We start from the raw sequence: 23,499 nt of genomic DNA on the forward strand, positions 1-23,499 counted from the left end.
AAGTGTGGTTTATGCCTTGAAAAATCCGGATTCACCTTTGGATTTTGTCAGGGAATATGCCCAGGAAATGAGCGATGAAGTAATGTACAAGCATATCGGTTTGTATGTAAATGATTATTCGGCCGATCTGGGTGAAAAAGGGATTAAGGCGATTGAGACATTGGGGCAGAAAGCTTTGGAAATGAAACTGATCAGTTCCTTAAATGAGTCTTTATTCTAAAAATAAAAAATCAGGGTTTAATCTTTTAACCCTTGATTAGTCCTTCTATTGCTTTTTCGGTTTTTCCGAAATTGAACTCCTGAATTATTTTATCCAGTTTTGCTTTTATCCTGTCGTTGCAAAGGTTGCCAATGCTGCCTTCATGAGTATGATGAACAGAAGTGTCGGGTTTAAAACTCCCGTCAGCAATTTCCTTTGCCACTTTCTTATAGGCATCGCGGAAAGGAACGCCATTAAGAGTTTCCTTGTTAACTTCTTCCACACTGAAGACATATTTGTATTTTTCGTCCTCTAAAATATTTTCTGTTACAGAGATCTTATCAGTAATAAACGTGGCAATATTCAAACAATCTGATAAATCCGAAAAAGCAGGGATGAACATTTCTTTGATAATCTGCATATCCCTGAAATAACCGGATGGAAGGTTGTTGCAAACCAGCAATATTTCATTGGGCAAGGATTGGATGCGGTTGCATTTGGCACGGATCAGCTCAAAGACATCCGGGTTCTTTTTATGGGGCATAATGCTTGAACCTGTTGTGAATTCGTCAGGAAGACTGATGAATTTGAAATTCTGGCTCATAAACAGGCAGACATCCATTGCCATCTTAGACAGTGTGGCTGCAATGGAGGCCAAAGCAAAGCTTGTTATCTTTTCCGATTTTCCGCGCGTCATCTGAGCATAAACTACGTTGTAGTTCAGATCATCGAAACCAAGAAGGCGGGTGGTCATCGTACGGTTCAGCGGGAAGGAAGAACCATAACCTGCAGCAGAACCCAGGGGATTTTGATTTACAATTTTATAGGCAGCCTGCAAAACATGCAAATCATCGGTCAGGCTTTCGGCATAAGCGCCAAACCACAAGCCAAACGATGAAGGCATGGCAACCTGTAAATGAGTATATCCGGGTATTAGAATATCTTTGTATCGTTCACTCTGATTTTGAAGGACAGTAAAGAGATCAATTACCTGTGCAACAGTTTTCTGTATCTCTGCGCGCATGTAGAGTTTCAGGTCAACCAAAACCTGGTCGTTGCGGGAACGGCCGCTGTGTACTTTTTTGCCGATATCACCCAACTTGCGGCATAAGAGCAGTTCAACTTCCGAATGCACATCCTCAATTCCTTCTTCTATGACAAAGTTCCCGGCCAGGATGTTTGTATAAATAACTTTCAGTTCACTGAGCAGTGTGCTTAATTCCTCAGCAGTCAATAAACCGATGCTTTGCAGCATGGTGATGTGGGCCATAGTGCCGAGTACATCATATTGGGCAATAAACAGGTCCGTCTCACGGTCTTTCCCGATGGTGAAAGTTTCTACGAGTTTGTTTATTTCTATGCCTTTGTCCCAAAGTTTCATGGTTTATATGTTTTCAGAAGTTAAAAAATTAATAAAGATTTCAGCATCCTGTGATTGAGACCTTTAATTAATCAAATTTCATGTCTTTCAGCAACTTGATATACATATCAATGCCGTTTTCAATTTCCTTGCAATAGATAAATTCGTCGGCGGTATGTGAACGTGCCGAATCACCCGGACCAATTTTAAAAGTAGTAAAGTCCATCACCGCCTGGTCGGATGTGGTTGGCGAGCCATAATAGCTCAGTCCGATGGACAAGCCCTTTTGGATGATCGGATGATCTATTGGAATAATGGATGAATTAAGCCTGAACGAGCGTGGCCTTACTTCACAATGCACATGATCGCGAATAATATCGCAGACCTGTTGGTTGGTATAATGTTCATTTGTCCGCACATCAACTACAAAGGTACATTTATCGGGCACAACATTATGCTGATACCCTGCATTGATTTGCGTGATGGTCAGTTTTACGCTTCCCAGCAGTTCTGATTCTTTTTCAAACTGAAAATTCTTGAACCATTCAATATCCGGCAGTGCCCTGTAAATGGCATTATCATTGTCATAACGGGCAGCATGTCCGGCAGTGCCGTGTACCACACAATCAATGACCATTAAACCTTTTTCGGCAACAGCCATTTTCATTTGCGAAGGTTCACCGACAATGCCCAGGTCTATTTTGCCCAGATCCTCAAACAGACTCTCAATTCCGCCTTTTCCTGAGTTCTCCTCTTCGGCAGTTGCAGCATAGATAAGGTTGTAGGGAAGATCCTTCTTATTTAGTTCGATGAATGCCATCAGCATAGATACCAGGGAAGCTCCTGCATCGTTGCTGCCCAGGCCAAATAATTTACCATCTTTTTCAATCGGATTAAAGGGATTGAAGGTATATGATGCCGAGGGTTTGACTGTATCCAGGTGCGAGTTGAGAAGAACCGTATATCGCCCTTCTTTAAAATTGGAAGATCTTAACCAAACATTATTACCTTTTCTGTTGGGCATGAGACCTTTGGATTCTATGAATTTCTGTACAACATTGGCCGCTTCAATTTCTTGCCCGCTATAGGAAGGCGCAGAGATCAGCTTCTTTAAAAGTTCAATTGCATCGTTATATAAACCAGGCATTTTGGATAGTTTGAATTATTTGTTTGTTTGAAGAATAAAGGGTTTCCGGAACTTTATTCTTCGTCAGCAAATGTACTAAAGTTAAAATATTATTTTGAATGAATTTATACAAGTTCAGTGCCAGAAATATTTTGCTCTGAAAGACTGTTGAAATTGGTAATGATGACTTTTTTTACACCCTGGCGGATTGCTGCAAAACCATTATCAAGCTTGGGAATCATTCCTTCTTTAATCACTTTCTTGCTTTTTAATTCTTCGAAATATTCATGCGTGAGTGACGGAATGACAGAGTCATCATTGTCATTATTGCTTAAAACTCCTTTTTTCTCGAAGCATAAGATGAGATTCGTTTCAAAAAAGGGTGCCATGGCTATCGCAACCCGGGTGGCAATAGTGTCTGCATTGGTGTTGAGCAGTTGGCCTTTCCCATCGTGCGTGATAGGTGCCATTACCGGAATGACATTCATGTCTAGAAGCTTGCTTAACAGGGCAGCATTGACTTTTTTTATATCTCCAACGAAACCGTAATCAATTTCTTTAACTTCTCTTTTTGTTGAAACTATGCAGTTGAGGTCGGCACCGCTAAGTCCGGTTGCATTACATCCCAATGCCTGCAGGGCTGCTACAATTGTTTTGTTTACCAGGCCGGCATACGTCATGACAACCACTTTCAATGTTTCTGCATCAGTAATCCGTCGGCCATCAACCATTTTAGGGGTAATTCCTAATTTTTCAGAGATATTGCTGGCAGTTTTGCCTCCCCCATGGATAAGTATTTTCTTACCTTCAATTTTAGAAAAGTCTGATAAAAGTTTTTCAAGCGAAGCGGGATCCTCTACTACCTTCCCCCCAACTTTTACCACTGTAAGTTTTTCCATTCTTTATTTCTTAGATTGTTCCATTTTGTTGAAAGCGGCCATAATCCCGCTTATCACTGAAGAACTCAGCCCCTGGTGTTCCATTTCGTTCAAACCTGTGATGGTTATCCCTTTGGGGGTAGTTACCTTATCGATTTCTGCTTCGGGATGGCTGTTGTTTTCAAGCACAAGGCTGGCGGCACCTTTTAAGGTCTGTGCTGCTATGAAATGGGCTATATCTGCTTCAAACCCCATTTGGACGCCACCTTCAGCTGCGGCCCTGATGAATCTCAATGCAAACGCAGTTCCACAAGAACCCAGAACTGTTGCGGCGCCCATGAGCTCTTCATCAATAAACATGACTTTCCCCAACTGATTGAAAATTCCGGAAACTTCCTTTTTCTGTTCTTCAGATTCGTTTTTTGAAGCAATACAAGTCATGGATTCCTGCACGGCAATGGCTGTGTTGGGAATGGCATGGAATAAAGTAATATTATTAATGCCTATGAGGTTTTCTGTTTTTTCAAGAGACATTCCGGCTACCAGTGAAATAATTATATGCCTGGAAGGGTCCAGTACTGCGCTTATCTCTTTCAGTACCCCCGCAACTTGCTGAGGTTTGACTGCAATAAATATAATATCTGAATTTTTTACTGCCTGGCAATTGTCGCTCGTCAAATTTATCCCTTTTTCTTTCAATGAAATAATGGCTTGCAGATTTCGGCGGGTAACAGTAATGTTTTCAGGGCTCACATAAGCAGCTTTTAATAATCCATTGGTGATGGAAATTCCAAGATTTCCGCCTCCAATAATGGTGATACTTTTTTTCAGCATGATGTGTGTTTTATTTGTTGATGTTTCCATTTGCATCGATTCCAGAAAGCGTTGCTTTTAAGGCATTTAAAAGTATATTGGCTTCCAGGGTTGTTATGCAAAGAGGTGGCAATAATCTGATCATGTTGCTCCCGGATACTCCGGTAAATATTTTATGAGTATAAAGCAGATGTTCCCTTATTTCTTTAATTGGGAAGTTGAATTCAAGTCCTATCATCAATCCTTTACCTCTCACGGCCTTAATCTGATTTATTTCTGGCAAACGTTCCATCAGATAACGGCCCATTTGTAAAGCGTTGTCAATGAGATCCTCCTCTTCCATAATATCCAGAACAGCTATTCCCGCAGCGCAGGCAAGATAATTGCCGCCGAAAGTGGAGCCCAGCATTCCTTTCTTTGCTTCTATCTCAGGGCTTATCAGTACTCCTCCGATGGGAAATCCATTTCCCATCCCTTTTGCAACAGTGATGATGTCGGGGCGGATTCCGGCCCATTGATGGGCAAAGAATTTTCCCGAACGGCCGTAGCCGGATTGTACCTCGTCCAGGATCAGCAATGCACCATATTGCTTGCAAAGTTCTGATGCTCCGCGAAGGAATTCGCCAGATGGCAAAATGATGCCACCAATGCCCTGTATGCCTTCAATGATCACCGAGCTGATATCCTTGTCTTTTAATGCAAATTCCAATGCCTGCAAATCATTCATGGGAAGAAAGGAGACTTCATCCGTTTGGTTGATGGGAGCAATAATTTTCGGATTGTCAGTTACCGATACGGCTGCTGATGTACGGCCATGAAAAGCCTTATGAAAAGCCAGTATTTTCTTTTTATTGTTGTGAAAAGAAGCCAGTTTTAAAGCATTCTCATTGGCTTCAGCCCCTGAATTACACAGGAAAAGACTGTAGTCATCGTAGCCTGATAATTTTCCCAGTTTTTCGGCCAGCTGAATTTGCAGGTCATTGATTACGGCATTGGAGTAAAATGCAATCTGGTCCAGTTGCTTTTTTAATTTTTCAACATAATGCGGATGATGATGCCCGACAGAAATTACGGCATGCCCACCATAAAAATCCAGGTACATGTTGCCGTTTTTGTCCCACAGGTAACAACCCTGCGATTTGACAGGTTCTATATCAAAAAGAGAATATACATTGAATGGTTTCATTCTAAAATAATTAATTTTAAAGGATGAATGTAACTACATGTTTGCTATTTTACTTTCGGTGAACTCGTAAACTCGGTTTATTCGTGTTTGTATATGTTAGCAAACATGTTCGTTTCAATCGTAAAAAATTTAGTAATCCATTAAACTTGTTAAATATTTACCTTCATTGAAACTTTTTCGATTTTGCGGATCTAATACTAATATCCTATAGGTTTTAATTTTAACCCGGTAGTTTCATCAAGGCCAAACAAAAGGTTCATGTTTTGTACAGCCTGGCCTGAAGCTCCTTTAACCAGATTGTCAATTACGCTGGTAATTAGTAGGTTGCTGTCAACCTTTTCCAGTGAAAGCACGCATTTGTTGGTGTTTACCACCATCTTCAGATTCGGGCTTTTATCAGAAAGGGAAACAAAAGGATGTCCACTGTAAAAATCTTTATAAATTGCTTTTAGTTCTTCAAGTGAAGAGTCACATTGGGTATAGGCTGTAACCAGTATGCCACGGGAAAAGTTGCCTCTCATGGGAATAAAATTCAGCTGCCCCTGATATCCCTCCTGCAGTTGATGAACAGATTCATTGATCTCTTTAAGATGTTGATGAACAAAAGGTTTGTAAACAGAAACATTATCATTGCGCCAACTGAAGTGGGTCGTGGCCGATGGTGCTTGCCCTGCTCCCGTCGAACCGGTTATTCCATTGATGTGAATGTCTGCAATCTGCAATTTTGAGCTGAATAGGGGAAGTATGGCCAGTTGAATGGCAGTGGCGAAACAGCCGGGATTGGCAATATGAGTTGCTTGTGTGATCTTGTCCCGGTTTATTTCGGGCAAGCCGTAAACAAAATCATTGCCTTCTTCTTTTAATCTGAAATCCTGGCTAAGATCGATGATTTTTGTTTTCCTGGAAATATTATTTCCCTGAAGAAAAGTTTTTGAATGGCCATGCCCCTGGCAAAGGAAAATTACATCTGCAGCACTGAAATTGGGCTCTCCAAATTTTAAAGTTGTTTCACCTATCAGATCTTCATGTACCTCATAAACATATTTGCCAAAATTGCTCTGGCTGTTTACAAAAGCAATTTCAACTTCAGGATGCCGGAGAAGTATCCTGAGGAGTTCTCCGGCAGTATAACCTGCTCCTCCTATAATTCCTGCTTTGATCATTTTGAAGTGGAAATTATAAGATGATGTTGTCTTTCTTATTTACTGAATAGTAAATTTTCATTTGATTGGCCAGTATGGTTGTAAATCCCCTGACATCTTCACCTGTCCAGGCTTTGTTTTCTTCGCCGTAATTCCCGAATTTGGAATTCATCAGGTCGAAGTCTGATTCAACCCCTATAACCTGAAAACGGTAAGGGAAAAGTTTTACCAATACTTTTCCTGTGACATTTCTTTGGGAGCTTTCAAGGAATTGTTCAATATCGCGCATCACAGGTTCCAGGTACTGGGCTTCATGAAGCAGCATGCCATACCAGTTACCCATCTGATCTTTCCAGTATTGCTGCCATTTGGTGCAGACATGTTTTTCGAGGGTCTGATGAGCTTTAATGATGATCAGTGCTGCAGCAGCTTCAAAGCCTACCCGTCCTTTTATTCCGATGATGGTATCGCCCATGTGCATATCACGGCCAACGGCAAATGCGGAACCTAAAGCCTCGACTTCCCTGATCGCATCAACCGGATTCGAATATTTCTTTCCGTTTACGGCTTTCAATTCACCTTGGTCGAAGGTTAGTTCCAGGTCTTTTTCACCGCTTTCTTTCAGATGGCTGGGATAAGCTTCTTCAGGAAGGGTCTGAGAGGGTGTCAGGGTCTCTTTTCCGCCAATGCTTGTTCCCCAAATTCCTTTGTTGATGGAATAAGCCAATTTTTTCCAGTCGGCTTCGATGCCATGTTCTTTTAAGTATTGAATTTCTTGATCACGGGAAATAACCTGGTCGCGGATAGGAGTGAGAATCGTAATTTCCGGGGCAAGAATCTGGAATGTCAGGTCGAAACGAACCTGATCGTTGCCTGCACCTGTACTACCGTGAGCAATATATTTTGCTCCAATTTTTTTAGCGTATTCGACAATTGCAATGGCCTGGAAAATACGTTCCGAACTTACAGACAAAGGATAGGTATTGTTACGCAGGATATTGCCAAAAATAAGGTATTTGATACACTTTTTATAAAATTCATCAGTAATATCAATGGTTTTATGATCTTTTACACCTAATTTCTTTGCTTTTTCTTCAATGATGGCAAGGTCCTCCTTTGTAAACCCGCCGGTATTGATAATAGCCGAATGTACTTCGAGTTTTTTTTCTTCTGTCAGATATTTGACGCAGTAAGAAGTGTCCAATCCACCGCTAAATGCCAATACTACTTTGTCGTTCATTATATGATGTTGTATTTATTTGTGAATCAATTGTTTATTTATTCTACTTTCAGGGTGTCCTTTTCCATTTTAGGACTTTTGTGGTTAAAAAGCCAGTTGGGTTTAGTTTTAAGCCATTTGGCGAAACTCAGGAAAGGACTGTCGGTACTTTCATCCTGTTTGCCGGCATCTTCGGCAGGTTTTTCCCACATTGGATCATACAACATGGCTGTGCACAGGCAATGCATCCTGCGTGTACGCATGAGAATATCGTGGTTAACACAGCTTTCACAACCTTTCCAGAATTCGTCATCTTTGGTCAGTTCAGAGAAGGTTACAGGTCTATATCCCAGTGATGAGTTAATTTTCATAACGGCTAAACCTGTTGTAAGGCCGAAAATTTTGGCGTAAGGAAATTTCTTTCTGGAAAGTTCAAAGGCTTTTCTTTTAATTTTACTGGCCAGGCCATAACCTCTGAATTCAGGAACGACGATTAATCCTGAATTGGCCACAAATTTCTGATGCCCCCAAGATTCAATGTAGCAAAAACCTGCAAACTTCCCGTCAGTGGTTAAGGCGATGATGGCTTTGTCTTCAAGCATCTTGGATTTAACATATTCGGGTGAACGCTTGGCAATCCCAGTACCCCTGATTTTTGCTGCGTCTGCAATGTTTGTCAAAATGTCGTCAACATACTTAATATGTTGCTTGTCTGCTACCTGAATTACAAATTCGTACATTTTATTAAAATTTAAATTATTGCTTTCTGTTTTATAAATTTCCGGCCAATGCAGGAAAAAGGAGAATTAATACATTTTTTATTTCACTTCTGGATACCCCTTCTGCCGGAATCAGAAGAATGGTGTCGTCTCCTGCAAGGGTTCCTATAATTTCATAGGGATTATTCCGGTCAATGGTTGATGCAATCACACTGGCATAACCGGGCAATGTTTTGATCACGGCCAGATGATCTGAAAAAGCAAGGGACAAAAAGCCATTTATAGGATAAGCTCCTGTCTTTTGCAAGGGCTCGCTGGCATTTTTTGTCTCCGGCAAAACATAGATATTGCCTTTCTCTTTATCGGCCTTGCGACCCACTTTCAGAAATTTCAAATCCCTTGAAAGGGTGGCCTGGGTATATTCAAAACCTTCTTTTTCCAGTTTCATCAAAAGCTCTTCCTGGGTGGAGATCTTATGCTTACTGATGATGTTTTGAATGGTTATCAGGCGTTTTGTCTTATTGTTCATGATGTATAAGTATACAAATCCGATGCAAATATATGCAATATATTTATACAAAAAACACTTTTTGTATAAAAATCATGAATTTTTGCATATAAAATCAGCTTGCCTGTTTGGAAGGAAAAGACAAAACAATACAAGGGGAAATTATTTTCTTCCTCTGTACTTAAATTTATAAGGAAAATGGAATGAGATTTATTTTAAAGCTTCGTCTACAGCCGAAAGTAAAAGGCCGCAGGCGGTTTTTATTTCTTCTTCGGAGATAATCAGGGGGGGAGCTATGCGGAAGGCACTGTCACAAAAGAGAAACCAGTCAAGTATGATTCCTTTTTTCAAGGCTGCGGCAAGCACTTTTTTTACTTCCCCAAAATCTTCCAGCTGAACAGCCATAAACAGGCCAATACCTCTGACTTCTTTTATTTTAGGATGTTTTAAAAGTTTTTTAAACAATTCCCCTTTCCGTTTAACGTCGTCAACCAGGTGATTGTCAAGAATATATTGCAAAGAGGCCAATGCTGCTGCACAACATACAGGATGTCCTCCAAATGTGGTAATATGGCCCAATATGGGATTTGTTTTTAGGGACGACATAATCTGATTTGAAGAGACAAAGGCACCTACAGGCATCCCTCCACCCATCGCTTTTGCAATAGTCATGATATCAGGGACTACATTAAACTCCTGAAGTGCGAACAGCGAACCTGTCCGGCCAAACCCGGTTTGTACTTCATCAAAAATTAGCAGGGTGCCGGTTTCATTGCAACGTTTTCTGAGCAACCCAAGAAAATTATCTTTGGGTATCCTGATTCCACCTTCGCCCTGTACTGGTTCAATAATAACACAGGCAGTACGTCTGGTTATTCTTTCTAATTCTGTGGGATTATTAAATTCAATAAAAGAAACATCCGGAAGCAGAGGCCTGTATGAATTTTTATAACATTCATTGCCCATCACACTGAGAGATCCGTGTGTGCTGCCATGATAAGCATTTTTAAATGCAATAATTTCGGACCTTCCCGTATACCGTTTGGCCAGTTTAAGGGCACCTTCGTTGGCTTCACTGCCGGAGTTTACAAAATATACAGAATCAAGACTGGAAGGCAGTTGTGACGTCAATAATTGGGCATACTGAACCTGGGGATATTCAATATATTCCCCGTAGACCATCAGGTGCATATATTTTTCAACCTGGTCTTTAACCGCCTGAACAACTTCCGGGTTACAATGCCCTACATTACTGACCGAAACCCCCGAAATTAAATCAATATATTTTTTCCCATAAATATCGTAAAGATATATCCCTTTTGCTCTTTCAATTTCAAGCATCATGGGGGAATCTGATGTCTGTCCTACGTGTTGAAGAAAAAGTTGCCGCTGTGAAATCATTTATTTTGCAATCAGATTTATATCACTCATCAGCTTGTCCTTATAAGACTTCCCGATGGGGATGGTTTTGAAACCGTCCTCTATATTGATCACAATGGAGTTGTCTTCAATGACGTTGATGCAGCTCGTATTGACGATAAAGGAGCGGTGTACTCTTGTGAATTTATTAACAGGAAGCTTCTTCTCTATGCTTTTCATCGTGAAATGAATAGTAAACTTTTCGTTGTAAGTGTTGAAGATGACATAATTTTCAAGGGCTTCAACCCATAAAATGTCATCATATTTAAGCCTTACCAGAGAAGAATTCTTTTTGATGAAAATTTCATTTCCCTTAGACTCAATCCTGCTTTTTTTGTACCGGCTTTGAGCCTTGGTAATAGCCTTAAAGAACCGGCTGTACGTGATGGGTTTTAATAGATAGTCGGTGACATCATATTCAAAAGCATTCAGGGCATACTTGTCTTTTGAAGAGATGATGATAATTTGGGGCAGGTCTTTAATCGTATCCAGAAAATCAAGTCCGCTCATTTCCGGCATTTCTATATCCAGAAATATCAGGTCAACAGATTCTGCCTCTTCCTGACTGTGGTTATTGACCATTTTTATTGCTTCTACAGGACCTGAAAATGATTGTAACAAATTCAAGTCTTCTGTTTTGCTGATGAACTCTTCTATGATACGACGTGAGAGTTTGTCATCGTCAATGATTATACAATTCAACATCATACTTTCTTCATCAATTAAAAATACCTATTAATCCTTTGGAAATTTTATCTTATCAAAAATAAGTAAAATTTCTTATTTTGACGAATAATTTTTCAATTCTTTAATCCGTTTTTTTCAAATCATTCCTTAAAGGTAAGGACTTATAAAATTGTTTTTCAATCAAATCAGCATCTTTCAGGCTTTTTTTCAGCCATTCTGTTTTAAGGTTCTGTATTTCATTCTCTGAAAGTGCCCAGTTAATTCCTGATTTCCTGAGCTGACAGGATAAATGATGCAGGATTATTCCAGCTGAAACGGAAATATTGAAACTTTCAGTGAAACCCACAATGGGAATGGTCAGAAATTCGTCAGCATTTATAAATACATCCTCAGTCAATCCCTGCAGTTCGGTACCAAAAAACAAAGCAATTTTTCCTTTGGACAAGTCGAATTCTTCCAGTTTAACCCCTTTCCCTTCAGGAGCAGTAGCTACAATCCGGTAACCTTTTTGCTTTAATGATTTAATTACTTCAAGAGTGTTATTGGTATCCTGCTGGTTATATTGAAAAAGGTTCAGCCATTTTGAGGCTCCCATTGCAATTTCAGGGTTTACCTTAAACTTATTTTTGTTTTCTATAATATGTACATCCTGAATCCCGAAACAATCGCATGTCCGCAAAACTGCACTGGCATTTTGAGCCTGGAACAGATCTTCAAGCACAATCGTAATGTAGCGGGTTCTTTGTTGAAGTATTTTTTCTATGGTTTCGACCCGATGAGGAGTAACAAATCCGGATAAATAATCGATAAGTTTTCGCTGAATCATCATAAAGTCCAATCACTTAAAAATACTAAGATAGATTAAAATTTAAATTATCCAACATAATAAAATGATTTTTTTCTAATAAGGGTTGAATGAGGCTTTTTATTAAATTTCAGTTTGAAATTTAATCCGCTTTACTCACCTTGAAAAAAATAAAAAGCCAAAAGAAATTTCTTTTGGCTTTTTATTGAAATTTTATATTGCTACTTTTTATATTGATAGCATCTTATCCAATCAATTTCCATTGAGGCGGGCAACAAACTGTCATTTATTTTTTTGTTAAGCATAGAATTGAAAGCAACATACATGGGAAGTGAAGGAATTCCTCGTGTCTCCTTTTTTACTGTAACCCCGTTTATTTTCCATTCTAAAGAGTTTTCTGTCCATTCGAGGGTATAAATAAAAAATTTATGGCTAAAATGTTTCCCTCTCAGGGTAGTGATGCTTTTCTGAAGTCCATTTTTATCCTCAGCTTTTCCCCAGAAAGAGTTCAGGTATAATTTTTTTCCGTCAAATTTCATTACATCAATTTCGGGGAGGATGGAATCTCCTACCATCCAGAAAGCCTGGGTGAGGGGATAATTAGCCGACAAGCGGATTTTGGCTTCGAATTTGCCATATTGCTGGCGGAAACTTGCCCCGGAATTGATTATCCCTGAAGTATATTCATAATCCTTAGGTTGAAATCCCAATTGGGGATTCCAGGAATTGCTGTTGGCTTTTTCTTTGCGGGTGATAATTTTTAGCGCACTATCAGAGAAGTCCAGGTTTTTCCCATCAGAATAGCATTGCAGCTCATTTGATAAGGAATAAGACGAACCTAATAGGGCTTCACCCCAGAAATATTTCGTAATCCATTTTTCACGGTTCAGCTGTTTGTCATTGAAATCGTCTTCAAAAGTCTTTTCCCAATGCTTCAATGAATCAAATTTGTTAGACGAAACCAGCTGAAAATACCATTTGATCTTTTCGCTTTGTTTTAGTGAGTCATATTCCTTCAGCTTTTTGAAATCCTCGGATTTTTCGTACCGGTGTTTGTCATCCATGTAAGCTTTGACTTCTTTATATTCATTGGAATTAATGAATTTTCCGAGGTTTTCGTATTCTGTGATTTCTTTTGAACCGTCAATCAGTTTGTAATCGGAATATTTTTTTGAAGACTTGAATTTAAAATAGCTGGTTATGGATTTTGCTTTTTTTAGCTTTTTATATTCGCGCCATTTCTGATAATCCGGGGTTTTCTTAAAATCCTTTGCCTGGGCTTTCCCTTTAAATTCTGAGGAAAGAATGAAGCTTTGCAGACGGATAAAATCCTCTAATTCCTTTGAATTACTCGTACTCAGGAAATTGGCCAATTCCCTGGATTGTTTAATCTTATAATAACTTTTTATCCTTTTCGATTTTTTCAACTGTAAATAAAGTTGAAGCTTATTATATTCTTTGGTGTCTTCAAAGCGAAGTGATTCGATTTTCTTTCTGTTTTCTTCAAATTCTTTAGAAGTTACTTCCTTTTCAAGCTTGTTAAAATAGGCTAATTCTTCAGAGGCGGCAAATAGCCTGAATCTTTTATATTCTTCCGACAATTTCGCATTTTCTTCTTCTATCTTTGAAGTTGCAGGGAATAATCCTAATAAAATTTTTAAGTTTACCATAGCCATTTTCTATAGAAAATATTTAGGTTAAAGATATAAAAAACACAATTTCATAAAAGCGGAAAATTAAATAATTCAGAATTTCCTTGAATACTTAAGTATTTAAAACCTAACAGAAAATTTGTTATTTAGAAAACATGATGGCAAAATATTCAATTGTTGAAAAAACATTATTTACAGATTATTAAACTGCCCTGTCATGTAAATTAAATCTAAATGATATATTACGACAAAGATGGAAAATAGTTATTAAAAAGAGAAAAATGTATCTGATGGATTGTTTTCCCTCATTTGATTTTCATCCGTATCCCTGTTGATTCAAGCTGTATAATTCCTTTTTTATATAAATTGCCTATTGCTTTTTTGAATGTTTTTTTGCTCATATTAAACATGTTATATATGACTGATGCATCAGTATGGTCATTTGCAGGCAAAAAACCATTGTTTTTTCCCAAAAGTTCAAAAATATACTGGGAAGCTTTGGAAATTTCATTATAACCGGGAAGTTGCAAAGTGATATCTATTTTCCCGTCAGTTCTTATATTTTTAACATATCCTTTAAATTTTTCGCCTATGGAAATTTTCCGGAATACTTCATCCTGAAAGATTAGTCCGGACATCGTGTCGTTTACAATTACTTTTATGCCCAGATCGCTGTAATCATAAGCCAGAAGATTAACTTCCTGGTTTTCCTGCAACAGGGAAGAACTTTTTTTTAAGAACTTATCGATTTTTGTTGAAGCTGCTATTCTTCCTGAATTTTCGTCCAAATAAAGATAAACCACATAATAATTATTGGGTTCAAGAGGTTTCCTTTGTTCGCGGTAGGGGACAAAAAGGTCTTTAGGCATACCCCAGTCAAGGAAGGCCCCAAATGAATTTACTTCTTTAACTTTCAGAAAGGCAAAGGAGCCGACAGTAGCCATGGGTGTCCTGGTACTGGTAATAATCCTGTCTTCTGAATCCAGGTAAACGAATACTTTCAGCAGTTCATCCTTTTTTATTCCTTCAGGAACTTCTGAAGCCGGCAATAACAATTCGCCCAAATCTTCTCCGTCAAGATAAATGCCAAAATCAACGAATTTTACTATTCTCAGGTAATTATATTTCCCAATCTCTACCATATTAATTATTTATATCTTCAACGCAAAGGTAATGTTTCGGCAATAAAAACTTATTTGAGAAACAAATTTTCTGTTCAATTCCTGTTTAAAAAAAATACTGTTTTTTTGATGAATTTAACATTTTCTTTGAGATAAAAAATATTAAATTTGGCATTTATATTTTTGAGGTAAACATATTATATACATATATGTCACAAAATATTGGAGAAATTATCCAGGTGATAGGCCCGGTAATTGATGTTAGTTTTGAAAAGAAGGGAGGGGAACTTCCCAATATTCATGATGCTTTAGAGATAAAGAGGGACAATGGCCAACTTCTTGTTGCAGAAGTGGAACAGCACATTGGAGAACACACAGTCAGGGCTATTGCCATGGATTCGACCGATGGCCTGCACAGAGGCATTGAAGTAGTTTCCTCAGGCAATCCTATCAAGATGCCTGTGGGTGACCAGATCAAAGGCCGGTTGTTGAATGTGGTGGGTGATGCCATTGACGGTATGCAGAAGGTTGATAAGACTTCTGGATATCAGATCCATAACCAGCCACCTAAAATCAAGGATCTTTCTACAAATGCCGAGGTACTGTTCACCGGAATTAAAGTTATTGATTTGTTGGAGCCTTATTCAAAAGGAGGTAAAATCGGCCTCTTCGGTGGGGCTGGCGTTGGAAAGACAGTCATTATCATGGAGTTGATCAACAACATTGCCAAGAAATATTCGGGTATGTCGGTGTTCGCCGGTGTTGGAGAACGTACCCGGGAAGGTAACGATCTGTTGCGCGAAATGATTGAATCTGGAGTTATCCGTTATGGTTCCGAGTTTAAAGAAAGCATGGAAAAAGGAGGCTGGGACCTTTCCAAGGTTGACCAGAACGAACTTTTAAAATCACAGGCTACTTTGGTCTTCGGACAGATGAATGAACCACCTGGAGCCCGTGCTACTGTTGCATTGTCGGGTTTGACTGTTGCTGAGTCATTCCGTGACGGAGATGAGAAAACGGGAGGCCGGGATATCTTATTCTTCGTAGATAATATTTTTCGTTTTACCCAAGCTGGTTCTGAAGTGTCGGCTTTGCTTGGCCGTATGCCATCTGCAGTAGGTTATCAGCCTAATCTGGCTACCGAAATGGGACTTATGCAGGAACGCATCACTTCTACCAAACGGGGATCCATTACATCTGTTCAGGCTATTTATGTGCCTGCTGATGACCTTACCGATCCTGCTCCGGCAACTACTTTTGCCCATCTGGATGCAACCACGGTATTGAGCAGAAAAATTTCGGAACTTGGAATTTATCCCGCTGTTGATCCTCTCGATTCTACTTCGAGAATTCTTACTCCTGCTGTGGTCGGAAAAGAACATTATGAAACTGCCCAGAGAGTCAAAGAACTTCTCCAACGTTATAAGGAATTACAGGATATTATCGCCATCCTGGGTATGGACGAGTTAAGTGAAGAAGACAAGCTGGTTGTTGCACGGGCACGTCGTGTACAGCGTTTCTTGTCCCAACCTTTCCATGTGGCTGAACAGTTTACCGGTAAAAAAGGTGTGCTGGTTTCCATTGAAGATACCATCAAGGGTTTCAATATGATCATGGACGGTGAAGTGGATAAATATCCTGAAGCCGCATTTAACCTGGTGGGTACTATTGAGGAAGCTATAGAAAAGGGAGAAAAAATATTGGCAGAAACAAATGCCTAAGTTTTGAGGATGAAGAAAGTCGAAACTTTCTTCATCCTTTACATTATTTTTAATAATTTAGCAAATGCACTTAGAAGTAATAACTCCCGACAATAAACTGTATGATGGTGAAGTAAAACTCGTACAGGTTCCTGGCAGCAAGGGTTCATTTGAGATGTTGCAAAAGCATGCCCCTATTATCTCTACCCTTGAAAAAGGGAAAATAAAGATAGTGGATGAAGCCGGCGTTGAAAGTTTTATTGATATTACAGGGGGTGTTGTGGAAACGAAAGAAAATAAGATAATTATACTGGCAGAACTTTAAATACTGGCTGCGCTTTAATGAAAAACATTGTAAAGATATTTTTTTGTAGCGTTTCCTTTTTATTCATAACATTTACGACAAATTCGCAGCAACAGGTTTCATTCAAAGCTTCGGATGGTTTACTTGTTACTGCTGATCTTTACAAAAGCGGCGAAAAAAATCCCTATCTCATTCTTTGTCACCAGGCCCATTATAGCAGGGGCGAATATAGAGAAACAGCCAGAAAATTAATGAAATTGGGCTATAATTGCCTGGCTGTTGATTTACGTTCGGGAGGCGAAGTGAATTATGTCCAGAATGAAACTGCCCTGCTGGCTCAGTCTTCAAATGTTTCACACGATTTTATTGATGCCTCTAAAGACATCAATGCCGCAATTGATTTTATTTATAAAATCGACAAAAAAAGGATTATCCTGGTTGGAAGTTCTTATTCTGCTTCCTTGTGCCTGATGATCGCCAAAAAAGACATCAGAATTAAGGCTGTTATTGCCTTCAGTCCTGGCGAATTTTTTTATCCCCGTTTTTCGGTCAGGGATTCATTGAGTGGATTGAATAAACCGGCTTTTATTTGCTGCTCGAGTTTTGAATATCCTTATATAGAAAAGCTTGTTGAAAATATTCCTCATGGGAACCTGAGTTTGTTCAAGCCACAGCCCGGGCAAACCACTCTGGGTTCCAAAATACTCTGGAATGATAATCCCTACCATAATGAATATTGGTTGGCTCTTTTAATGTTTATTAATAAGATTAAGGATACTTGTTAAGTGTTCTGACCTTAAGTCTAATCTTTCCTGTTTGATATGATTAAATTCCTGATTATCCGTTTTAGCTCTATTGGCGATATAGTACTTACAACACCCGTTGTCCGTTGTTTGAAAAAACAGCTCGAGGGGGCTGAGATACATTATGTCACAAAAAAGAAATTTGCTTCTGTCCTTTATGGAAATCCCTACATTGACAAGATTCATCTTTTTGATGGTGATTTAAATAAAACCATAACAGAGCTTAAATCTGAAAAATTTGATTATGTGATTGATTTGCACCATAATCTTCGTTCACTAATTGTGAAATTCAGGCTGGGAGTTATGGATTTTTCTTTTAATAAACTCAATCTGAAAAAGTGGCTGCTGGTGCATTTTAAAATCAATAAGTTACCTCGAGTACATATTGTTAACCGTTACCTCGATACGGTAAAACTTTTTGATATCGTAAATGATAATCAGGGATTGGATTATTTTATCCCTTCTTCTGATGAAGTGAATGTGGATTCTTTGCCCGAAACTTTCAGGAATGGTTTTATCTCATTTGTAATAGGTGCCAGACATGCCACCAAAAGACTTCCCAACGATAAGATTATTTCGGTCTGCAGGAAAATCAATTTACCGGTCATTCTTTTGGGTGGTAAAGAGGATATGGCCAATGGAGATGAAATAGCCGAAATTGCCGGAGAGAAAATCCTCAATATGTGTGGTAAACTTAACCTGAATCAATCGGCTTCGCTCGTCAGGCAGTCACGGTTGGTAATTAGTCACGATACCGGCCTAATGCATATTGCTGCAGCATTTAAGAAAAAAATTATTTCTGTATGGGGAAATACAGTTCCTGAATTTGGCATGTATCCTTATCAGCCGGATGAGGATTCGCAAATCATTGAAGTTCCCGGATTGAAATGCCGGCCTTGTTCAAAGCTGGGTTATGAAAAATGTCCCCAAAAGCATTTTAATTGTATGAATTTAATTGACGAGGCCCGAATTGTAACTCTGGCTGTCCGTTGGTTCGGTTAATCTTCCGGAAGCTCACCCCCTGGTTTTATGCATTTGGCTTTGTGGTTTTATTTGGAAAATATGTAAATTGCAAGGAGATTTTTGGGCGACTAATTATTTTATTTGAAAATCTGATTGGAAGGATAGTTATTTAATAAAAGGGCTATGAAAAGGTTGCTTTTAATTTGCATTTTATTTTTTATGCAGTTGTGTGTAATGGCTCAATGTATGGACGTCCCCGGTAATTGTAAATTGGAGACCAAAGAAGATTTCGACAGACAGGAACCTTCGGTCATTAAATGCATAGACTGGTTCCTAAGTACGCCAATAGATGAGGTTGGTAATAACCGGAATGAAGTAAGTTCATTCATTATGAAATGGATTTCCGGCACCCCGACGGTGACAGTGGTCATTAGCGATGTTCTCAAACCTTTGATGGAAGAAAAGGGTTATCCTTATTCTACTGATCTGATCATGGTTTATGTTGCGGGTATGGCAAAATTTGCTATCCAAAATCCCGGAAATGATGATAAAACAAAAGTTCAACTGTTTGGAATCGAAAGTATGATTAATAGTTATTCCAAAATAAGCGGGAAATGTAAATCCAAATCCATGGAGAAATTTATCAGTCTTCAGAAAAAAGGCCAATTGGAGTTGTGGGTATCCAATCATCTATAATTCTGCTCTGCTGTCAAATTTATTGGCAAAAATCAACTAATTTCAAATGAAAGAAAAGGGGCTGTCTACAAAAAATAGGCAGCCCCTTTATGAAGTGAAGTATAAATTATTGTACTTTCTTAGCTAATTCGCTACCAGCTTTGAATTTAACCACTTTTTTGGCTTTAATCTGAATGGGCTTGCCAGTTTGTGGATTCCTTCCGGTTCTTGCATTCCTTTTTGCTACAGCAAATGATCCGAAACCAACCAATGCAACGCGATCACCTTTTTTCAGTGCAGCAGAAGTGCTTTTAATAAATGCATCTAAAGCTTTTTTAGCATCAGCTTTTGTTAATTTTGATTCACCAGCAATAGAATCAATTAATTGTGCTTTGTTCATAATTTAATAATTTAGGGTTAGTACATCTTTTAAAAGATAAATATACACAAATATAGATTATTTCTGGGTTTGAGCAAATATACTGTAGCAAAATTATTGATATATTGATAAAAAGCTATTTTTATTTACTAAAATGCTGATTTTGTGGGATAAAAGTAATCATTTAATTTACAAGGACATTGATTTTATTTGTAAAAACAAAAATATTTTACATGAAAATTACTATTTAAGGGTTAAAAGACGTCAGAAAAATCACAAATGCTTTCAAACTGTGGATTAAATGTGTTCAATCTTTCTCTTTTCCCGGCATATAGCAGAGCTGTGTCTTTCTTTTTTTTAAATTCCTTTTTTTCATGAGGGTAGGTACAGAATCATTTTTAAAGCCTTAAGGAATCAGGGGGTTAGAGAGTGATTAGGAAAATGAATGTATTTCTGAAAGTTATTGAAAAATGTTGCCGAACTCAATTCGCTCCCCTTTATTTTAGAGAAAAGCAATTGATATAGTAAATAGATTTTCAGATATATGCTAAATTATTTTTCAATATCAGGCAAAAATAGAGCCTAAAACTTTTCAAATGGAAAAATAAATTATACTTTTGTGGCCATGGAGAAATGGCAGAGCGGTCGAATGCGGCGGTCTTGAAAACCGTTGTCCGCTGTAAAGTGGACCGGGGGTTCGAATCCCTCTTTCTCCGCCAGAGGTTGAACTAATTGTGCTGTTAATGGGGTGCAGTTAGTTTTTTTAATATTAGGGTATTCTATTTATAAGGAGAGCTGCCGGAGTGGCCGAACGGGACAGTCCCGAAAACTGTTGTGCGGCTTGCTGCACCGAGGGTTCGAATCCCCCGCTCTCCGCAAAAAATAAAAAGCTTGTAAATCAAAATTTTGCAGGCTTTTTCTTTTTACCGGTAAAATATAAATTGATTTTGTAGGATCCTAGCAAAACCCTGTGTTTTGCATTTAGAAAAAAATTATCTTCTTCATTGCCGTTGGCTTCAGCCAACGGATTTTATAAAGCAATATTTTTTGCGGCTTTAGCCAAATTTTCCGGTATTATTTTGAACTACTGTTGGGCTAAAGCCTAAGAAATATTATTATTTCTTCAGAATCCGTCAGCTGAAGCTGACGGCAATGAAAACCAAAATTTAGGAGAATAAAAAGCTATATTAATTATTCAAACCTGTTACGTTTATCCACAGGATTTTACTGGTGATCCATTTTGTGCGGATACGTACATTGCACCTCCATCAATTCAGACCAGAAAAGATATGCCCCCTTCGATATCCCCCTGAGCGAGGTTTACGGAATTTACGGGGTGGTTCTTGATATGTCCTTAAAATAATTGGTTGAAACTGAACAACGTATTAAAATAGTTTTTACTTTTCGATTTCGATAACATAAGTAATTATTGAATTAAGCGATTTTAGTAGTTATAAATAGAAAAAAAAGATAAGCTTAATGGGAAAGTAACTACGAGATTGCAGTTACAGAAATGTTAGCACACATAATAAAAAACACTACTCACCATGAAAACAATTACGAAAGAACAAGAGTACAAATTGATTAGTCAAAAGTTGGATTTAGAAAAACAGATTCATTTCAACGAGATGGATAAGCAATTTTGTACAAACCCTTCTGAGATTGCTTCAATTGAATTGGTTTTGAAAGATTTGAAAGTATCATTAACTAATATTTCTAACGAATTGACTGATATTAGCACCCCTTTAGCTAGTATTGAGATTAAGGATTCTCTTATTCGTACATTTATTCAAATGAAATCTGCAATTTCAAATGTAAAGTATGATTTGCCTATTTCTAGGAGTCAAAGTTTAATTTTTGAAAATTATTTTGCTTCTAAAATATTGGATGAGATAAATCGTGCTATGAACGGGGATTTTTATGGATTAGCTTCTCCCTTTTTATATTTAACGACAGATCCAAATGATAGCTTTGATAGGAAACAATTGATTTCCTTTTTTGACTCCGAGATTAATATTTTAAAGAATCTCAGCTCTGTTAATTATATTATTCTGAAGACCTATTATCAGGAATTTGTGAGTAGACTATTAAAACTGATTGAAAAATAATTACGTGTGCTAACATCGTATATATTTTATTGGGGCGTAAGTGCTTATTTTAAAGGTATTACAACTAATCAATATCTGTGTATCTTGACAGGCAACTGCTTCGGAATCCCCAACAAAACATATACGTACCGTTGGTTAAAATCGTAAAAAGACAACTTAATCTATTAACTAAAATATAAACTATGGTAACATTTAAAGAATTAGCAACAGAATACTATGAAAGATTAAAAAAATCCTATAATCCAGTTTCGGAATTTGAGCAAATTATCAAGGATATTAAAGGTTTGGTATATACTTCAAATGAGCAACCATTATCAAATGAAGATAGGGCTAAGATTGTATTTCTTATAATTGGAAAGTTTGAAAGTAAACACACAAAATTCTTATCAGAAACTGAATCAGAGCCACTTTTTGATCAACAAGATATTCAAAACGCATTCAGCAATGATAATTATTTAGCTTTAATTAATTACATTAAAACACGAACAAAATAAATAAATATGAGCCCATACGAAATAATTAGTGTAGCATTTGCTTTTTTTGCACTTTTAATCTCAATATATACAATAATTGATGTAAGAAAAAATGCGTCAGCAATGGTAGAACTCGCAATTAATGAGAGAATAACTAATACAAAAGAGAAAGTAAGTGATGTTGCCAATATAATGACTCCTATAGTTGCTAAGCAAAATAGAACAGACGATGAAAATAGAATGATTGAATTATATGAAAAACAACTTGACTTAGCAATTGAGAATAATCTAAATGCCTACGAAGAAGCTTCTGCTAAATACATTGATAAAAAAGTTGATAAAACTAGATTTATGAAGCTTTATAAAACTGAAATACGTCAATTGGTAGAAGATGAAAATTTAAAAAAATACTTTGATGGAGTAAGTTCTCAATATAAGGCAATTTTAAAATTGTATAGAGAATGGGAAGATTTAGAAAAATAGTATAAAATTACTTTGACCAACAACAGTTCATACGTCATGCGGGTTTTAGTGGTTTTCGAGCAGCATTTCCCGTATTACAATGGGAAAAGTTCAACATTTGGCTAAAATCAAAAAAGAAGACTGCGATTTGGTAGATTATTTTATGATACGATATTCGTGCTACGAACACAGCCAACCGACAGAAACTCCTATTGTAATTCCTGAACCTTCTGAAATAGAAAAAGATGTTGATGATTTATTAACGTGGCTTACTGAGTTTAACAATAGAAATATAAATTAAATAAAAAATAACTTAGGTTAATAAATAGGACTCTGAGCGGTCTGCAAGACCCAGCGATGAGTCTGTGTTGAACTACAAACGCCGGGCTATGGGCTATGTACTTAATGAGTTTTTTTGATATTTTTTGAAGGCAGACTGATTAAAACAAATCTTTTATTCCATTCTTGAACTGTTCTTGTCCAACCTAACCTATAAACGAAATTCAAAGATATACCTGGTGGTTCTGGATACGTCATTAAAATAATTGGTTGAAAAAGAACGACGTATTAAAATAGTTTTTACTTTTCGAATAGTATAACATAAAAGATCTTGGAATTAAGCGATTAAATTAAGATAAGCTTAATAGCGGAACAATAATAAAATTGTTGTATATGGGATTGTTAGCGGGGTACATGCATAAAAACATTTGCCAGTTAATCAATAATATTTTTAATTTTGCATAATGAATGTAACTGTAAATATAAATAATAATATTCTGACTTGGGCAATCCACCGAG

Annotated in this window: 25 protein-coding genes and 2 tRNA genes; 12 read left to right on the forward strand and 15 right to left on the reverse strand. The window is 37.6% G+C overall.

Annotated features, from left to right (window positions below):
- On the forward strand, positions 1-220 hold a 220-nt coding region (locus Q8907_02165), incomplete at its 5' end, for an MqnA/MqnD/SBP family protein (protein ID MDP4273063.1).
- A gap of 25 nt (positions 221-245) precedes the next feature.
- On the opposite strand, the gene argH is transcribed toward Q8907_02165, so the two are convergent.
- The 14 genes from argH to Q8907_02235 all read right to left on the reverse strand — a co-directional run bounded on the left by argH (position 246) and on the right by Q8907_02235 (position 14,855).
- Positions 246-1,580 (reverse strand): argininosuccinate lyase, encoded by a 1,335-nt coding sequence (argH, locus tag Q8907_02170; GenBank protein MDP4273064.1) that lies wholly within the window; start codon positions 1,578-1,580, stop codon positions 246-248.
- 67 nt (positions 1,581-1,647) lie between these two features.
- Positions 1,648-2,706, reverse strand: a complete 1,059-nt coding sequence (locus tag Q8907_02175; protein MDP4273065.1) for a M20 family metallo-hydrolase — start codon at positions 2,704-2,706, stop codon at positions 1,648-1,650.
- Between the two features lie 104 nt (positions 2,707-2,810).
- The gene (argB, locus tag Q8907_02180) at positions 2,811-3,584 is read right to left on the reverse strand and encodes an acetylglutamate kinase (GenBank protein ID MDP4273066.1); all 774 of its coding nucleotides are present in this window, start codon (positions 3,582-3,584) and stop codon (positions 2,811-2,813) included.
- A 3-nt stretch (positions 3,585-3,587) separates the two neighbouring features.
- Positions 3,588-4,397, reverse strand: coding sequence for a pyrroline-5-carboxylate reductase (gene proC / locus Q8907_02185; GenBank protein ID MDP4273067.1), 810 nt, complete (start codon positions 4,395-4,397; stop codon positions 3,588-3,590).
- A gap of 10 nt (positions 4,398-4,407) precedes the next feature.
- Positions 4,408-5,562 (reverse strand): aminotransferase class III-fold pyridoxal phosphate-dependent enzyme, encoded by a 1,155-nt coding sequence (locus Q8907_02190; GenBank protein ID MDP4273068.1) that lies wholly within the window; start codon positions 5,560-5,562, stop codon positions 4,408-4,410.
- Between the two features lie 197 nt (positions 5,563-5,759).
- Positions 5,760-6,725: an N-acetyl-gamma-glutamyl-phosphate reductase gene (gene argC / locus Q8907_02195; protein MDP4273069.1), complete on the reverse strand. Its 966-nt coding sequence runs from the start codon at positions 6,723-6,725 to the stop codon at positions 5,760-5,762.
- 13 nt (positions 6,726-6,738) lie between these two features.
- Complete coding sequence (gene argG / locus Q8907_02200; GenBank protein MDP4273070.1) at positions 6,739-7,944, reverse strand: argininosuccinate synthase; 1,206 nt, start codon at positions 7,942-7,944, stop codon at positions 6,739-6,741.
- Between the two features lie 38 nt (positions 7,945-7,982).
- Entirely contained in the window at positions 7,983-8,663 is a 681-nt protein-coding gene (locus Q8907_02205) for a GNAT family N-acetyltransferase (protein ID MDP4273071.1), read from the reverse strand.
- 31 nt (positions 8,664-8,694) lie between these two features.
- Positions 8,695-9,171: an ArgR family transcriptional regulator gene (locus Q8907_02210; protein ID MDP4273072.1), complete on the reverse strand. Its 477-nt coding sequence runs from the start codon at positions 9,169-9,171 to the stop codon at positions 8,695-8,697.
- Between the two features lie 189 nt (positions 9,172-9,360).
- A complete protein-coding gene (locus Q8907_02215; protein MDP4273073.1) occupies positions 9,361-10,551 on the reverse strand; it encodes an aspartate aminotransferase family protein in 1,191 nt (396 codons plus the stop codon).
- Positions 10,552-11,277: a LytTR family DNA-binding domain-containing protein gene (locus tag Q8907_02220; protein MDP4273074.1), complete on the reverse strand. Its 726-nt coding sequence runs from the start codon at positions 11,275-11,277 to the stop codon at positions 10,552-10,554. It abuts the gene before it with no gap.
- A 100-nt stretch (positions 11,278-11,377) separates the two neighbouring features.
- Positions 11,378-12,085: an RNA methyltransferase gene (locus Q8907_02225; protein MDP4273075.1), complete on the reverse strand. Its 708-nt coding sequence runs from the start codon at positions 12,083-12,085 to the stop codon at positions 11,378-11,380.
- Positions 12,086-12,282: 197 nt separating this feature from the next.
- The gene (locus Q8907_02230) at positions 12,283-13,737 is read right to left on the reverse strand and encodes a family 16 glycosylhydrolase (GenBank protein MDP4273076.1); all 1,455 of its coding nucleotides are present in this window, start codon (positions 13,735-13,737) and stop codon (positions 12,283-12,285) included.
- 281 nt (positions 13,738-14,018) lie between these two features.
- Positions 14,019-14,855, reverse strand: coding sequence for a S1-like domain-containing RNA-binding protein (locus Q8907_02235; GenBank protein MDP4273077.1), 837 nt, complete (start codon positions 14,853-14,855; stop codon positions 14,019-14,021).
- A gap of 188 nt (positions 14,856-15,043) precedes the next feature.
- On the opposite strand from Q8907_02235, the gene atpD reads away from it, so the two are divergent.
- The 5 genes from atpD to Q8907_02260 all read left to right on the forward strand — a co-directional run bounded on the left by atpD (position 15,044) and on the right by Q8907_02260 (position 19,300).
- Positions 15,044-16,555, forward strand: a complete 1,512-nt coding sequence (gene atpD / locus Q8907_02240; protein ID MDP4273078.1) for a F0F1 ATP synthase subunit beta — start codon at positions 15,044-15,046, stop codon at positions 16,553-16,555.
- Between the two features lie 64 nt (positions 16,556-16,619).
- The gene (gene atpC, locus Q8907_02245) at positions 16,620-16,859 is read left to right on the forward strand and encodes an ATP synthase F1 subunit epsilon (protein ID MDP4273079.1); all 240 of its coding nucleotides are present in this window, start codon (positions 16,620-16,622) and stop codon (positions 16,857-16,859) included.
- 17 nt (positions 16,860-16,876) lie between these two features.
- Complete coding sequence (locus Q8907_02250; GenBank protein MDP4273080.1) at positions 16,877-17,623, forward strand: dienelactone hydrolase family protein; 747 nt, start codon at positions 16,877-16,879, stop codon at positions 17,621-17,623.
- Positions 17,624-17,659: 36 nt separating this feature from the next.
- A complete protein-coding gene (locus Q8907_02255; GenBank protein ID MDP4273081.1) occupies positions 17,660-18,643 on the forward strand; it encodes a glycosyltransferase family 9 protein in 984 nt (327 codons plus the stop codon).
- Between the two features lie 180 nt (positions 18,644-18,823).
- Positions 18,824-19,300 carry a hypothetical protein gene (locus Q8907_02260; protein MDP4273082.1) on the forward strand — a complete coding sequence of 159 codons (477 nt, stop codon included), beginning with the start codon at positions 18,824-18,826 and terminating at the stop codon, positions 19,298-19,300.
- Between the two features lie 106 nt (positions 19,301-19,406).
- On the opposite strand, the gene Q8907_02265 is transcribed toward Q8907_02260, so the two are convergent.
- On the reverse strand, positions 19,407-19,679 hold the full coding sequence (locus Q8907_02265) for an HU family DNA-binding protein (protein ID MDP4273083.1): 273 nt from the start codon (positions 19,677-19,679) through the stop codon (positions 19,407-19,409).
- A gap of 606 nt (positions 19,680-20,285) precedes the next feature.
- Between Q8907_02265 and Q8907_02270 the strand changes: the two genes are divergently transcribed.
- The 6 genes from Q8907_02270 to Q8907_02295 all read left to right on the forward strand — a co-directional run bounded on the left by Q8907_02270 (position 20,286) and on the right by Q8907_02295 (position 23,002).
- A tRNA-Ser gene (locus Q8907_02270) sits at positions 20,286-20,377 on the forward strand.
- 70 nt (positions 20,378-20,447) lie between these two features.
- Positions 20,448-20,534, forward strand: a tRNA-Ser gene (locus tag Q8907_02275).
- A 671-nt stretch (positions 20,535-21,205) separates the two neighbouring features.
- Entirely contained in the window at positions 21,206-21,766 is a 561-nt protein-coding gene (locus Q8907_02280; protein ID MDP4273084.1) for a hypothetical protein, read from the forward strand.
- A 182-nt stretch (positions 21,767-21,948) separates the two neighbouring features.
- Complete coding sequence (locus Q8907_02285; GenBank protein ID MDP4273085.1) at positions 21,949-22,260, forward strand: hypothetical protein; 312 nt, start codon at positions 21,949-21,951, stop codon at positions 22,258-22,260.
- A gap of 6 nt (positions 22,261-22,266) precedes the next feature.
- Positions 22,267-22,722 carry a hypothetical protein gene (locus tag Q8907_02290; GenBank protein MDP4273086.1) on the forward strand — a complete coding sequence of 152 codons (456 nt, stop codon included), beginning with the start codon at positions 22,267-22,269 and terminating at the stop codon, positions 22,720-22,722.
- A gap of 79 nt (positions 22,723-22,801) precedes the next feature.
- Positions 22,802-23,002, forward strand: coding sequence for a hypothetical protein (locus Q8907_02295; GenBank protein MDP4273087.1), 201 nt, complete (start codon positions 22,802-22,804; stop codon positions 23,000-23,002).
- Positions 23,003-23,499 lie beyond the last annotated feature (497 nt).

This window comes from Bacteroidota bacterium (assembly GCA_030706565.1).
GTDB lineage: Bacteria > Bacteroidota > Bacteroidia > Bacteroidales > JAUZOH01 > JAUZOH01.